Origin of the sequence: Mastigocoleus sp. MO_188.B34 (assembly GCF_030065675.1) — a bacterium.
Lineage (GTDB): Bacteria > Cyanobacteriota > Cyanobacteriia > Cyanobacteriales > Nostocaceae > Mastigocoleus.
Map to the genome: position 1 here is coordinate 1 of NZ_JASJDK010000091.1, position 15148 is coordinate 15148.

The following is a 15148-nucleotide window of genomic DNA, read 5'->3' on the forward strand; positions in this document are numbered from 1 at the left end:
CCTTTGCGGTTTTACACCCACATCATAAGAATAGTTATAAGTTTCTAGGTATTACCTAGATGACTTACACAACTCATACCCTAGTATTTTCTACTAGCTCCTAGTTGTAACGAGCCGCACCGCGTCTTCCAAGGACGTACCCGAAAAATAAGAAGCTGTGTTGGTAATATTTTAATCACTAGGAAACAAGCTTTACGTCTTGGTATTGAGCCATACAGAAGATTCAGCCCATTACTAGAGAAGTGCTGTTTGTTACTATCAGCGAACGAGTCATTCAAAGATGCAGAGAAGGACTTAAAAGTTTTAACAGGTATAGAAGTTGGTCATTCTATCCATCATAGGCAAGTAAAAAAGGCAGATTTATCAATGCCTAATGTCAATCCCTATCTATGTTTACGTTGTGTACGTCGTAGACGAGATAACTTAGAGGACTGCGGGATGACAACATCCCAATGTTACCCGACCCAGTTAGCGTAAAGTTGAGTTAGCAATAGGCTTTTATTGAGTATTTTTGCTCCTCAATTTAAAATATCATATAGGAATCCGGTTTAATTCCTGAAAGCAGACTAATAATTAAATCAGCTACTGCTTGTAATCCTTCACTAAAGCCGGGTACTAAAAATATAATCATAAATAAAACCATACCTGTTTGGGGATTATCCAAAGGTTTTAATCCTGGAAAGATTTGACTAAGCACATGAAACCCATCTAATGGTGGTATTGGTAACATATTAAACAAGAAAAGTAAAAAATTAATTTTAGCTCCGAGATAGAAAAACTGACTACTAATCACCCCGAAAGAGTGAAAAAATGCGAGTACAGTAAGAAAAATACATCCCAGAGCTAAATTTGATAAGGGACCAGCAGCGGAAACTATAATATCACTTAATTTACCGTGACGAAATCTTCTCGGATTAACTGGCATTTGTCCCCAAGCGAATCCAGCTAAACATAAAAAGATTATTGAGTACCAACCCATATGAACTATGGGATTTAAGGTCATATGTCCGCTGTGCTCAGGCGTATTGTCACCTTGAGAAATAGCAGAAAAACCATGAGCTAATTCGTGTAAAACAATCGAAGCAATAATTATTATTATATATCTAAAAAATAGTAGGGGTTGAGTAATTAATAATAGAATAAACATTTTTTTGTAGTAGTAATGATAAATGTAAATGATAAATATGTTGTTACATAGCTAGTACAAAATCTATGAAAGATAAATTCATTTATCCTTTATAGATTTATGTTGTTAATTTAAATATAAATACTTGTAGATAAACAATAAAAAATAACTATAAATCTAATAGGACTTACGCAGGAAAAACATAATTAAATTCATTAGTTAGATCTAAAAAATAAAATGTCCTTAACTCACCAAATACATTTTATTTATTGGAAGCCCCTTACGACGTAGTCAAGTAATTATAGATACCTAAATTCTTGTAATTAATGCGTAAATATTACTTAATTAGAAAGTCGTGATTTATATTTAAAATAAACAAAATATAGTTAGCAATCAATCCAAATAGTGAAGTAGATTAATACACCTAAAATTAACACACATAAAATTAATACAGAACTGATAATTTTTCCTAAAATACTAGTATTTGTTTTTTCAGATTTCAATGATAAAAATAACAAAAATCTAATTTTAGATATATTTTCAGTTTTCAGAAATCACAAACATTAGTTAAAAACAAATATTAATGCCAACATTTTAGTATCAAATTTGTAACAAAAGAAGTCTAAAAAAAAGTAATCTTTATTTTTAAATATACAAATTAAATTAAGATTTTACCTTTGATACTGAGTAATTAAAGTACATCAATTTTTATTGGTGCAGGATGCAAGTTAAGAAAACTTTTGATCCACGATACCGTTTTTTGTTTGTCAATCTTATTAGAATCATAATAGTGAGTTAGGGATAGGTGATTGCCGGAGATTAAGGCAATGCTAACTCGATAGGTATCACCGTAACTACATGATTCCACTGTGACATCTTGAATTTCACTCAAACGATGCTCAACAAATTCTGCACCAAATAAGCCTCGTCGCTTTAAAATTAATTTATTAAGAGTAAGGTCAAATCGGTAAGTCACAAATGGTGCTAAACATAGCATATTATAACCAGCCAAAGTAATAAATCCAGCTAATAAAATATACCAAAATAGCCCAAATAGTTCTAGTGTAAAAGCTTGAATAAAAAATGAAAATCCAGTCGCTATAAACATACCTCCAATTATCCACCACAACACTGGTTTTTCTTGAAGTATTAATAGGCTTTGAGAACGATGTGTAACTTTCATGTTTTTATAGTAAATTAATCACGTTTGTGCATGTAAGTCTTTAACTTCTCATATCTAGCTAGAAACATTGAAATATTCCCAATACATTCAAAAACAAAAAAACTACCTAGAGCGAAGTTGCATAACATACAAATGATTCGGTATTAATTTCTCAAATAAAAATTCCACACTCATGGTGTGGAACATCTTAGATTGACTTTAATTTGTATAAAAACCGTACTAGTAATTTTAAGAAATGGGGATTTAGACCAAAATGACTCCTAATTATTGCTAAGAGTACATTTTTGGGGAATATTTTCGACTAAGAAACGATATTCCATGAAATTACTTCAATTGCTTGTGGATGCGTTTATTGAGTTAGGTTCAACTTTGCAATAAGCAATCTCAGCACCGCATACATGAACCTATCCCACTAATATGATTTTTGCGAAAAAGCTTAAGTATTTTAAGAACTAAAAACGAAAAATCAAGCTTTTCAGGCAAATTTTACTCAAACAAATAAGCATTTTTAGAATAGTGGGATAGGTTCATTTTAAACAACAATATATCTTTGATAATTATCCTGAATATAATTACTAGATAATTAAATGCCGCGATCGCTAGCGAACGCAAAATCATCTCAAATTTTCTTCCATATCTGAAATAACCAATATTGCAGTACAGTAAATTTCAAATATTCCGAATCAGTAAATAAAGTTAGCGCTCCTGCAGATTGATTCACCAAAAGCTAACAATATTCACTTTAAACAAGGTCAAAAATAAGTGAAAACCTGTAAATTTTACTTCTTAATTCCTTCTTGCTCTTCCTTCTGCCTATTGCGTTCCGCAACGCTACGCTAACTGCCGGATTGACGCGTTTCTCCTGGTTTCACCAAAAGTTGCCAAGACTCCAAATAATTAGTTAATGTACAACAGTACAACAACAACACAAATAATAAACAAAAAAGCCGATGACGAGATTTGAACTCGTGACCTCACCCTTACCAAGGGTGTGCTCTACCACTGAGCTACATCGGCAAATATATAATTAAAAATTCTCAGTGTCAGGATGATATATAATTAAATCTAAAAGCAAGATTTAAAGTTACATATTCACCTAGAGGTGAGAAACATTGAGAATATAAGTTTGAGTTTTGAAATAAATTACAACTAATATGTTCAAAACTCATCACTTGTAACTCTTGAAGAGAAATCCTGAAAGGTGGGCCGAGCTGGATTCGAACCAGCGTAGGCGTAGCCAGCGGATTTACAGTCCGCCTCCATTAACCACTCGGACATCGACCCTTGCGTCTCACGATTATGAATCGTAGCATAACATTTCAAAAAAGCCAACAATTTTTTTGATTTTTTTTTTGAAAGGAATCGCAGGTAGAAGTCAGAGTTTGTAGAGACGCGACATGTCGCGTCTCAAAAGGAGCCAGGAGGCTCCAAGCCTTGGTCACCAGGCTCAGCCTGGTAACCAGAATATCCCCGATCCCGATTAAGGCGCGGGTGTACCCCATTACCCAATCCCTAATCCCCAATCCCTTATTTCAACAATTCTCCAGTTTCCTGCAAAGAATGTAAGCGCTGATAGATTCCTTCATGACGTAATAGTTCTTGGTGGTTACCAATTTCTGCAATTCTTCCTTGCTCCAGAACTACAATTTTATCTGCCTCGCGTACCGTAGAAAGGCGGTGAGCAATCACAATGGTAGTACAAGTACCTTGAAGGTCGCGCATCGCTAACTGAATTGAACGCTCCGACTCATAATCCAAGCTTGATGTCGCTTCGTCAAAAATCAACACGTCCGGTTTTACCAGTAAAGCTCTAGCAATCCCTAAACGTTGTCTTTGTCCCCCCGAAAGTCTCACACCCCGTTCGCCGACAACAGTGTAGTAACCATCGGAAAGTTGATCGATTACTTCATCAAGTCTCGAAATTCGACAAGCTTCATCTACTTGTTCCAAAGTCGCTTCAGTTTTACCGTAGGTAAGGTTATCTAAAACAGTACCGTTAAAAACATCTACTTCTTGGTGAACGATCGCTAGTCTCCGACGATAAGCTCCAATATCCAAAGTCCGAATATCTTCCCCATCAATCAGAATTTGACCTGCTTGTGGTTCAAAATAGCGAAACAGAAGTTTAACTAGAGTGGACTTTCCCGAACCACTGCGCCCTACCAACGCTACAGTTTGATATGGTTCAATCAAGAAATTAATGCCATGTAGTACTTTACGAGCAGGTTCATAACCAAAATCAACATGGGAAAATTCTAATTTCCCAGTAAATTGATATTCACCTTCCCCAGACTTCGGTTTACCTAAAATACCAACGGAATCCATTCCTGACGGTTCTTGAAGAAACTCATGAAAGCGCAACATTGAACTATAACGACGAGCAAAGATTTCCGCGAGGATACTAATTGGTTCTAATTCTGAGTAAGCCATACTTGACAGGGTTAAGGTCATAACAAAGTGACCTAAAGTAATTCTCCCGTTAATTGTTGCTGCTAGGGTCAATCCCAACACTACAAAAACGCAAAACTGAATTAAACTTCTTTGCCAAGTTGCGAGTTGGACGTAGCCTTTATGAATACGATATTCAACTACAGTTAGCTCCCTCTGTAAGCGCCTATTCTGACGTTTGAGTTCTTTGCTTTCTGTCGCAAAAGCTTTCACTGTCTTAATGTTGGTAATAAGCTCAGAAGTACGACTTTCCGTATCCTCAGCATACTTATCTAAACGACTTTCATGCCATATCAGCTTGCGTAACTTTTTTAAAGTAAAGCTGAGAATTACCACAAAAGAAATTAAGAATAAAACAGCAATTCGCCACTCTACTAAGCAAATAAAGACAAAAATCCCTAAAACCCGAAATAATTTGGGAATTAGTTGTCCGGCGATTTCTGGGTAAGTCCACGTATGGTTGGTAATTCCTTTTGCGACCCTAGCTGAAATTCTTCCGGGGTTATTTTCGTCATAAAACTCTAGGGGTAGAGTCAGAATTTTTTCAATTGCTTTTTTATTTTGATCGCGACGCGCTCTTAAAGCGATATCCCAATGGAACCAGCCCGATAACCAAGGTTGAGTTGGCGCTCTAACTACCGTCACTAAAAAGATTAAACCCAGCAAAACCCCAAATGACACAGTTTTATTTACTGGGTAATTGATGCTACTTGCAATTGCAGCAATAATATTTGTGAGTGGTCTATCTATAGGTTGATTGGAAAGGATATTTAAAATTTGTCCAATGGCATATGGTACAACTAAATCAAAAATTTCGTAGATACTGCTTGCTGCAATACTAAAAACACTCAGCGTCCAGTAGGGACGAAAATAATTAATAACATCTCGAAAGTTTGCCATGATGCACCGTTAGGCGTTCATTTTGTACGACCCTAAATGGGTTATTGAAATTTTCTTAATGCAAGTTGCTAGTGACAAAAATCAGATTTTTACATACCAGTATTTTATGTGCGCAACTCATGCACCTTTCAAAAAGGCGCTAAAAATTACTCAAAATCCCCTTCTTTCTTCGGGGGATAGATTCAGGGAAGTCTCATCATAATTTCACAACTAGCAACTTGAGTTATTACTTTAAGAATTTAATACTACAACTGTATTACAACGCTGTCAATCACCTGACAAATAAATCATTCTTATGAAGTAGCTTTGCAGAAAAATAATTATTGGTGAGAAATTTTAGCGTAGTTGTTTTTTTCAAAATTTATAGCAATACATAATTAAGTTCGGATAATGACTTGAGCGTAGCACCATATACCCTGTAAAGAAATTTAACAGAAATTTAAAATCATTTCTAACATTAGTTAAGGGAGAAATAACAAGCTAATCCAAGCTTTTGAAAAAATAATGGTAAATATATGTTTGTTTTCCCTAATACCAAGAGAAACTAAAATACCGGGAAGAACTCGATTCATCGATAAAAATCCAAATGGTACTTATACAGCGCTACAGGACGAGAACCTGCTTTAAAGTAATTTGGATCTTGAGGAGATAAATAAACTGCTGTGACTTGCTCCGCTACTATTGCTGGCTGATTTGTTTTCAGTTGCTGGGTTTTTGATGGTTGAATTTTTGATAATTTGACTTTCGGTAACTGACGATAAGCAGTTGTTGATTCTACTGTGTTGAAATAAGGACGATCTGTACCTTTAAAAAACTGCTGAAATACCTCGCAAGTAATAAACTGACCATCTCCTGTATATTCTGTAGCTCTAGCTTTAACAACAGAAACTAACTGGCGATCGCACTGTGCATCCTTGAAAAGCTTATCGTACTTACCCCGTTCATAGTAATTATTCGGACATTTACCCCGCAAAAAGGTAACCTGACGCAGGGAAGAATCTGGATCTACTTTGACTGATAAAACTGTGCTATCGCCTAAATAAGCTCGAGCTAAACTTAAAGAGTTGAAAGCCCTATCTGCAACTATTTCCGAAACCTTACTTTCCTTTCCAGCAGTAGTCTGTAAATTTAGATCGAGTAATCGTTCAGGTACAAACTTTACAGGAAAACTGATAGGTTCTTGAAGATATCGACGATTTCCTTCAAATCCCGGTGTAACAATATCCGGCGCTAAAGGTGCAACTAAATCCACTAAGGTACTCTTTAATTGCCAATTACCTTCCATCCAATCCGGATATACTAACTCACCTTCAGCTGACTTCACAGTCTTGATTTTTTCCCATTGGGGAAAATTAGCTATCCTTAGCTCTAACTCTCCAGCTTTTGCTTCTTGAATTCCAATCAAACAACTTTCAATCAAATAGCACAATACTAACAGGACAACCCCAATAAGCCTCATTATATTTATTTGAGTAATTCTTACAATACTTCAAATTGATTTGAGCGAATACTAAAATTATATTTCTATTTGCATGCATTACTTAACAAAATTTTATATACTCAGTAACTAAAATAAATCTGAACTCATACCTTGTTTATTTAAAACCTTGAATCATTTCAAGCGAGTCTTTCTTTGCAACTATAAATACTAGCATTTTAAAGATTAGAACAAAAAGTAATATTTTTTTTGTTTTTATCTTAAAGTTGATGTTATTAAACGTACCATGTTTGAAGTGTTATTCTTATTACCACTCAATATTTATCACTTAAAAAAATCATCTATCTAAGTATTAAGAACGAGATTATTATTGTTGTTTTTATTATCACTTTAAGAATTGTTTACCAATAAAGATAAAGCATATATTATGCTTCTAGTTGAATCAGCTAAGAAAACCCTAATTGCGTGATTTATCGTTCATTTTAAGTTGCAGCTTGCAAGTTTGAAATTGTCAGAAAATTGGAGTTGCTTGACATTAGCAGCTCATTTTTTAAACATCATTGTTTTTTAACGGAGTTAGTTTTAATGGAAATCTTGCGCCTTATGGTTACAGGAAGTGTAGGTGCTGGAAAAACTAGTTTTATTCGCACTATTAGCGAGATTAACGTTGTTAATACTGACAAAATTAGTACAGATGAAATCACAACCTGGAAAGGAACAACTACTGTCGCACTTGACTTTGGGCGTTTAAATATGAATCCAGAACAAGTCATTCATTTATATGGTACTCCCGGACAATTAAGATTTGATTTTATTTGGGATATATTGATCCAGAAAGCCCAAGCTTATATCTTTCTTGTAGATGCTCACCGTCCTCAAGATTTTCCCTACAGTCGCCGAATCCTTAATTTTATGAATCAAAGAGTGGAAATTCCTTACTTAATTGGGGTTACCCATGGTGATTGTTCTGATGCTTGCAAGCTTGAAGATATAGCTTTAGCTTTAGGCTTTAATTCAAAAAGTACGCAACCACCAATGATGTTTGTCAATGCGACAGACAAAGCTTCTATCTTCCCCGTTCTTACTACTTTGATAGATCGATTATCCAAATCTTACAGTGAATACTCATTAATCTGATTTATTGAATCTATATAAATCTGATATTCAAACAGGATTTGAAACCAAATAATACATGTCAAATATGTCGTAAACAAAGTACTATTTTTTACGACATATTATATATATAAAGAATTTATATTCATCTCTACATATAGCGATCCTATCTAATTTATTGAATAAAAAATTCTTTAGAAACATGCCAGAGGTTAACACCGACACATGAGGCTATATCGCTTCTCTAAAATATTGATTTTTATAAATGATTTCTGATTGCTATACTCAGTCAGATAGACGCTTACAATCAAGTTTGTTTAAGGTTAATTGAAGTTTTAAACTTCAGACAAACAAAAATATTAAAATACTGTAAAAACAAAAATATTAAAATTTAAAAAAATTAAATATACTACTTGGCAAGTATGAATTTTTAAAAGTGAAATTTAAAATATGAATTTTCAAAATTTTAAATCTAAAAAATTCAAATAACTACATAAATCTGGTACATTAGATTACTAACATAAAGCACGAAAATAACACACATTAAATAACCAAAAAATTCATTAATCCAAGTGATTTAAATTTACTTGGGGTTTGAGTGACAAATTTGACCGAATGTATCCTATCCATGAATAATACTGCTTGTCTAATTCCAAGAATAAACGGACACTCTTGTGATGAAGCTAACACTTGTAGTGTTAAATATTTAAACACTTTATGCTTTTATCTAAAATTGCCTCTTTATTGAAAAGAGTATGTAGCAAAATTTTCACATGGTGGGGAAAATTACTCAACTTATTTAATTTCAAACAAATCAATTCAAAAGAAATCAATCATCAAACAGTTAATTACGAAGACTCAGAATTAGAACAAATAAATTCAGAACAAACAAATCAAGAACACATAAACCCAGAACAAACCAATCAAGAACAAATAAATCCAGACCGAGCAGATTCTGAAGCAGTAAATTTAGAAAAAATAAATTATTCTCTTACTGACTCTTTAAAAACTGAAAATCAGCAGGATGAACAAACAATAACTTCACAGGAGAAAACCATGATTAATATTTCGATGTTACAAGATACTTTGCAGAATTTTGTTAGCTCTACCCCCGATGTCCAGGGAGTAGCTTTAGTTAGCCCTGATGGTTTATCATTGTCTTCCGTTTTACCATCACAAATGGATGAGGAAAGAACCGCAGCAATGTCTGCATCAATTCTTTCATTAGGGGAACGTATTGGAGGTGAATTGGCCCGTGGAAATGTGGAGCGAATTGTTGTGGAAGGTGAAAAAGGCTACAGCATGTTAGTTGGCTGTGGTTCAGAAGCTGTTTTGTTAGTTTTAGCTAATTCGAGCGCTAAAAAAGGTCTACTTTTCTTAGAGACCAAAAGAGTTGTTACCCAAATTGTTCAATTAATAAGTTAATGGGAAAAGAGTTATAGCGCTACGCGCAAGTAAAAAGTCATTAGTACCTACGGTACGCTTAGAACGCGGCAAAGCCGTTTGTTGACGCGCTTACAGCGAACACCTCTGGTGCCCCTCACGCTAGGTGCTAATGACTTTTTACTTTTGAATTTAAATGTGGTGCGTTATTGATAAAAACAATAACACACCCAATATTATTGGAAAATTAATTAGGAAATTGGTTTAGAAATTCCTAAATTGTGACCAAAGGTGTTGGTTCCCAAATCTCACCATACTTCTCGCGTAAACTTTCCCAAGCTTCAACTTGACCTGGTTCATATTCCCCCGGTTTACCCCATTGCAAAAATGCACTCAAAGCAGGTTCTTCTTTTTCATTAAGAAAACGAATTGCATAAGTGGTAAAGTTACCCCGTTTTGCTTCACCCGTTTCAAACTTCACTTTAACAATTTTGTCCATATTCAAGTGAAATTCAAAACCTTCCGTATGCATATTCGCATATTTACCCTTGGGTAGTTCGGCATAAAAGATTTTTTCTAATTTACCCCGTGCTTCTAAAACTGCAGCACTACTGGTAACAATCAGACGTAGAGTACCCAGCTTCTCACAAGCTTCAAGAAAATCTTTGAGTGTAGTCATTACGATCGCAATTATTGAGTAATAATTATTTTTCGTGTCTTTCGTATGCTGCCACAATACGCTGAACAAGGGGATGGCGGACAACATCTTTTTGAGAAAATTCGCAAAAGCTAATTCCTTCTACATTTTTTAAGATTCTTATTGCGGTCATCAACCCCGATTCCTGATGCATGGGTAGATCGGTTTGTGTCATATCACCTGTAACTACCATTCGAGAACCAAAACCCAAGCGGGTCAAAACCATTTTAATTTGGGACGGGCTTGTATTCTGAGCTTCGTCAACAATAACAAAAGCATTATTTAGGGTACGTCCGCGCATGTAAGCTAAAGGAGCAACCTCAATTACACCTCTCTCCATCAAAGAAGGTAATTTATCCGCTCCAATGAATTCGTTAATTGCATCGTACAAGGGACGAAGATAGGGATTGATTTTTTCTTGTAAGTCCCCTGGTAAAAATCCTAGTTTTTCCCCTGCTTCTACTGCAGGACGAGTTAAAATAATTTTCTCAAATTCATTTTTGAGCAATGCTTGAACAGCAACGACTACAGCTAAAAAGGTTTTTCCGGTTCCAGCAGGACCTATACAAAACGTTAGATCTTGCTTCCGCATAGCTTCGATATATTTTCGCTGACGAAAAGTTTTTGCTCGAACCTGTTCGCCCCTGCGGGTCTTCGCTAAAATATCCTTCTGGAGTTGTTGTAAATCATGTTCCCGATTGGTATCTAAAGCTTGACGAGCCGTTAAGATGTCGGAACTAGAAATGTTATTCCCTTGACTCCAAAGCTCTTCAAGCGATCGCACTAATCGATAAGCCAGATCTATTTGCTTTTCAGTACCGCTAATATGCAAATCTTTGCCACGTAATACCAAGCTAGCCCCTGTTTGTTGGGATAAAAGCTTGAGGTTTGCATCCTGACTTCCTGATAAAGCTATGGCGCTGGGAATATCTGGTAGTTCAATTTGTTTTATGGCATTTGCCATCGTATACTTGCTTGATTAGTACAAATTTTAACTTAACTGTAAGAAATAGTAATAGATAGAGAGATTGCCAGTGTTTAAACTTTTTCGCTCTAAATATAGCTGTTTCACTCAGTATATTAAAGCAGCGACCAACACAGTCAACCAAATGTTTTTTGAATAGCGACTATCGCATTCTGCTTGCAGCAGCGTCGAGACGAACCACATATTTTACTTTGTTTAAATCATAAGCATTTGTTGAAATCATAAGCAAAAGACAAAAAACATTTTCTACCACTAATGTAGTTTAGTGTAACACACTAGTAGTATGTATGTGAAAGATTTTTAAGATTCTGCCAAAAAAGTTGTAAAAAAAATAAGAACAAACAACCCATTCTTTTAATTAACCCTGTTCCCTATTCCCTTCTTAGAAAAAATATCTTATTAGTTGGAGTGATAAACCAAAGTGGGCAGTCCCATACCATTAGGAACTGCCCTTATAAGTTAACAGTAGTTATCCATTCAAGCTGGAAAGCTAGCGGAAGCGTGTTCTAGAAACAGGTCGCGAGACATTTCCACGTCTTTCCCTTGACTTTGGCGGAGGTAATCTCATCCGCCCATTTCCTTCTTCATTCCCGGATAAACTATCTCGATCCCCACTTGTACTACCGTAGATGTCGAAATATACAGAATGTCCAGCGGCTTCTGCTGCAGCTGCGACTACAGTACGAATTGCCTGAATATTCCGTCCCCCACGACCGAAAATTTTACCTTTATCTGTATTATCAAAGGCGATACGAATCCATGCCCGCTTTCTGCGGCTGCCAGAAAGTTCACAATCTACACTCAAAGATTCTGCTGAGTCTAAAAATGGCTGCATCAAATAACGTACCAATCCTACGTAGTCAGGATTTTTTCTGGGGTATTTAATTTCATTCTTAGGATACGGATGTTGCACTGACCTGTTCGAAAACATTCTGTTTTTCCAAGATGCGACGCACGGTATCAGTTGGTTGAGCCCCTTGTTGCAATCGCTTGACTATATTGGGTACATCTAATTTAACTTCGTCGGTTCTGGGGTTATAAAATCCCAATTCCTCTAGCGGACGACCATCGCGGCGAGCAAGACTGTTAATCGCGATAATACGGTAACTTACTTCTCGCTTTTTACCATATCGCTTCAAACGCAATTTAATCATGGTTGAGAAAACATTACTCCTGTTCTTAAAGTATCAACTCTTTAGAAATACATATCCACAAATATGATACTAGAATGATAATTCTAGCACCTGCCAGCATGAACTGCTATTTGTTCTTTACTTTGTGAGCTTACTTATGGGCTGTATTAAGCCTAAACGATATAATGTACCAACAGCAAAGGCAATAATCGGGCGATCTATATTTTTTGATTGAGTAAATCATCAATCATTTATTCATAACCATTCGTTAATAACTATTTGTTAATAACTAATAGCGATATAGCGATCGCCGACCGGTAAGTAATACCTACAGGGTACCGAAACCTTTTTTCTTTTTGACTTTCTTGGGCTTCTTCCTTGTTCCACCTCCTCCCGGATGACCTCGCCATCCAGGAGCTGAAGGACGACCTTGTGCAGCTAATGGATTTCCTCCACGACCGCCAAACATTCCGTCCATTCCAGGAAAGCGCCCTTGTCCCATTTGCTGCATCATACTACGCATTCTTTGAAAGTCGCTTACCAATTTGCCAACATCAGATTCTTTATAACCACTTCCGTTGGCGATTCTACGCCTGCGACTGGGAGAACTGGAAAGTAAATCTGGATTTTTTCTTTCTTGTACGGTCATGGACCGAATCATAGATTCACAACGTTTTAGTTGTGTTTCTCCTTTTTCCAGCTGATCGTTGGTAAGTTTGTTCATCCCGGGAATCATTTTCATGATACCGCCCAGAGAACCCATGTTCTTTAATAGTTTTAGCTGCTTGAGAAAATCCGTGAAGTCAAATTTCGCTTCCAGGATTTTCTCTTGCATTTTTTCCGCATCGGCGAGATCCATTTCTTCCTGGGCTTTTTCCACTAGGGTTAAAACATCCCCCATGCCCAAAATTCGCGATGCAATCCGCTCGGGATAAAATGGTTGGAGCGCTTCGACTTTTTCTCCAACACCAACAAACTTAATTGGTTGTCCAGAAATTTTTCGGACAGATAAAGCAGCACCACCCCTACTATCACCATCCATTTTGGTGAGTATTGCCCCGGTAATCCCAATTTGCTCATGGAAAGTATGGGTCAGAGTTGCAGCTTCTTGACCAGTCATGGAATCTACAACCAGTAAAACCTCATGGGGTTGAACGGTTTCCTTTATGGTGGCTAACTCCGCCATCATATCCGTATCAATTTGCAGTCGCCCAGCAGTATCAATAATTACTGTATCAATCCCATCTGCTTTGGCACGTTCTACACCCTGTCGGGCAATTTCTACGGGATTTGCATCACTTCCCAATTCGAACACAGGTACTTCAATTTGCTTACCCAGAGTTATTAATTGGTCAATAGCTGCCGGACGATAAACGTCTGTGGCGACCATTAAGCAACTGCGCTCTAATTTTCGTAAGTGTAAAGCTAGCTTTGCTGTGGCAGTAGTTTTACCTGTACCCTGCAATCCAGCCATCAACACAACTGTTGGTGATGTTTCAGCTTGAGCTAAGGGAACATTAACATCTCCCATCACTTCTATCAATTGTTCGTGAACAATTTTCACAAACTGCTGGTCTGGTCGAACCCCAGAAATAACCTCAGCACCTAGGGCTTTAGTTTCAACTTCAGAAACAAAATCTTTAACTACTTGGAGATTAACGTCAGCTTCCAACAAAGCGCGGCGAACTTCGCGCAAAGCATCTTGAATGTTGGATTGACTGATTTTATCTTGTCCTCGCAGTTTCTTCCAGGCACCTTCTAAGCGGTCAGCAAGTGCATCAAACATAATTTCTCTACAAGTACTTAGGCAGCATTAAGGAGTGTTTATAGGATTCGTTTGCTTTTTGAACTTTATATATCAATATAATTGGAAAATGCAATTACTTTTTCCAATTACAGATTTAAAAGTACTTTTGGCGCTCGCGCTCCTATTTAGCAATTGTTTTTTCGCATCTTTAGTACGCTATTTACCAGCTTAATCCTTTTCATCACGACTTGAGATAATGCTGGAAAACAGCCTTATTTTCATTGAAAATTACTCTTTCCAATTTTTGTTTTTTATCTGTTCGCCAAAAATAGTATATGATTTGTACGCGAACATGATATTTAAAGAATTAATGTTTTTTATATGATTTCACTTGGTGAAGTAAATAATATCTGTTATTTGTATACACAGCTGATAGATAATTTGCTGTAGATACCAGGGCTGTTTGATGTTATTATATTTTCTGCAGAGCATCAATTAAGTTATATACAACGAAGCCTGAGTACGAGACGTTAGAGTAAGTTTTTGATTACCATAAACCCCAATCGGCAAACATTGATATAGTACGGAAAACTTTTTACAGTCGTAAATGTAGTTAAATATTTATTTTGGATAAGAATTTTGGATAAGAATTTTGAATTTGAATAAGATATTTCCGATTTAGAGCTAAATGTACTGAGTTCATTTTACTCATTTATTTTACTGACTCAAGTAAAATTTAGATTCTCATATTCCAAATACGAGTTTTTTTGATACAAAAGTTTAACTGAGTTTCAGTAAGTACACATTTATGTGTACACATAAATGTGCGTTCTATTTAGCTACAGGTTATTCAAGTAGTTTTTAGATACCCAGATAGTTTGTCCGAATCTACGCTATCTAAAATGAATTAGATTAAATTGTCTATATCCCGAGACATTTTATATAGATGAATTGTGTAGTTATATAGATGAATTGTGTAGATAAATTTATTTTGA

The 15148-nt window shown here is 35.9% G+C and carries 11 protein-coding genes, 2 tRNA genes and 1 pseudogene; 3 read left to right on the forward strand and 11 right to left on the reverse strand.

Features of this window, described 5'->3' with window-relative positions:
* Nucleotides 1–132: 132 nt before the first annotated feature.
* A pseudogene (locus tag QNJ50_RS19585) lies at nucleotides 133–378 on the forward strand (ISKra4 family transposase); the annotation flags it as partial.
* 145 nt (nucleotides 379–523) lie between these two features.
* Here the strand turns inward: QNJ50_RS19585 and QNJ50_RS19590 are convergent.
* From QNJ50_RS19590 to QNJ50_RS19615, 6 genes are all read right to left on the reverse strand, one after another.
* The gene (locus tag QNJ50_RS19590; RefSeq protein WP_300638350.1) at nucleotides 524–1147 is read right to left on the reverse strand and encodes a site-2 protease family protein; all 624 of its coding nucleotides are present in this window, start codon (nucleotides 1145–1147) and stop codon (nucleotides 524–526) included.
* 670 nt (nucleotides 1148–1817) lie between these two features.
* Nucleotides 1818–2309, reverse strand: a complete 492-nt coding sequence (locus QNJ50_RS19595; RefSeq protein ID WP_300638352.1) for a hypothetical protein — start codon at nucleotides 2307–2309, stop codon at nucleotides 1818–1820.
* A 945-nt stretch (nucleotides 2310–3254) separates the two neighbouring features.
* Nucleotides 3255–3326, reverse strand: a tRNA-Thr gene (locus QNJ50_RS19600).
* Between the two features lie 185 nt (nucleotides 3327–3511).
* Nucleotides 3512–3593, reverse strand: a tRNA-Tyr gene (locus tag QNJ50_RS19605).
* Nucleotides 3594–3836: 243 nt separating this feature from the next.
* Nucleotides 3837–5657, reverse strand: a complete 1821-nt coding sequence (locus QNJ50_RS19610; protein WP_300638354.1) for an ABC transporter ATP-binding protein — start codon at nucleotides 5655–5657, stop codon at nucleotides 3837–3839.
* Between the two features lie 568 nt (nucleotides 5658–6225).
* Nucleotides 6226–7116 (reverse strand): DUF6816 family protein, encoded by an 891-nt coding sequence (locus QNJ50_RS19615; RefSeq protein WP_300638356.1) that lies wholly within the window; start codon nucleotides 7114–7116, stop codon nucleotides 6226–6228.
* Between the two features lie 564 nt (nucleotides 7117–7680).
* Between QNJ50_RS19615 and QNJ50_RS19620 the strand changes: the two genes are divergently transcribed.
* Complete coding sequence (locus QNJ50_RS19620; RefSeq protein ID WP_300638358.1) at nucleotides 7681–8232, forward strand: ATP/GTP-binding protein; 552 nt, start codon at nucleotides 7681–7683, stop codon at nucleotides 8230–8232.
* Between the two features lie 693 nt (nucleotides 8233–8925).
* Nucleotides 8926–9633, forward strand: a complete 708-nt coding sequence (locus tag QNJ50_RS19625; protein ID WP_300638360.1) for a roadblock/LC7 domain-containing protein — start codon at nucleotides 8926–8928, stop codon at nucleotides 9631–9633.
* A 232-nt stretch (nucleotides 9634–9865) separates the two neighbouring features.
* Here the strand turns inward: QNJ50_RS19625 and QNJ50_RS19630 are convergent, their stop codons facing one another.
* The 5 genes from QNJ50_RS19630 to ffh all read right to left on the reverse strand — a co-directional run bounded on the left by QNJ50_RS19630 (nucleotide 9866) and on the right by ffh (nucleotide 14192).
* Nucleotides 9866–10270 carry a ChuX/HutX family heme-like substrate-binding protein gene (locus QNJ50_RS19630; protein ID WP_300638362.1) on the reverse strand — a complete coding sequence of 135 codons (405 nt, stop codon included), beginning with the start codon at nucleotides 10268–10270 and terminating at the stop codon, nucleotides 9866–9868.
* A gap of 25 nt (nucleotides 10271–10295) precedes the next feature.
* Complete coding sequence (locus QNJ50_RS19635) at nucleotides 10296–11252, reverse strand: PhoH family protein (protein WP_300638364.1); 957 nt, start codon at nucleotides 11250–11252, stop codon at nucleotides 10296–10298.
* Between the two features lie 511 nt (nucleotides 11253–11763).
* Nucleotides 11764–12204 carry a KH domain-containing protein gene (locus tag QNJ50_RS19640; protein WP_300638366.1) on the reverse strand — a complete coding sequence of 147 codons (441 nt, stop codon included), beginning with the start codon at nucleotides 12202–12204 and terminating at the stop codon, nucleotides 11764–11766.
* A complete protein-coding gene (gene rpsP, locus QNJ50_RS19645; RefSeq protein ID WP_027846071.1) occupies nucleotides 12167–12427 on the reverse strand; it encodes a 30S ribosomal protein S16 in 261 nt (86 codons plus the stop codon). The genes QNJ50_RS19640 and rpsP overlap by 38 nt, the downstream gene beginning before the upstream one ends.
* 307 nt (nucleotides 12428–12734) lie before the next feature.
* The gene (gene ffh, locus QNJ50_RS19650) at nucleotides 12735–14192 is read right to left on the reverse strand and encodes a signal recognition particle protein (RefSeq protein ID WP_300638369.1); all 1458 of its coding nucleotides are present in this window, start codon (nucleotides 14190–14192) and stop codon (nucleotides 12735–12737) included.
* Nucleotides 14193–15148: the final 956 nt, after the last annotated feature.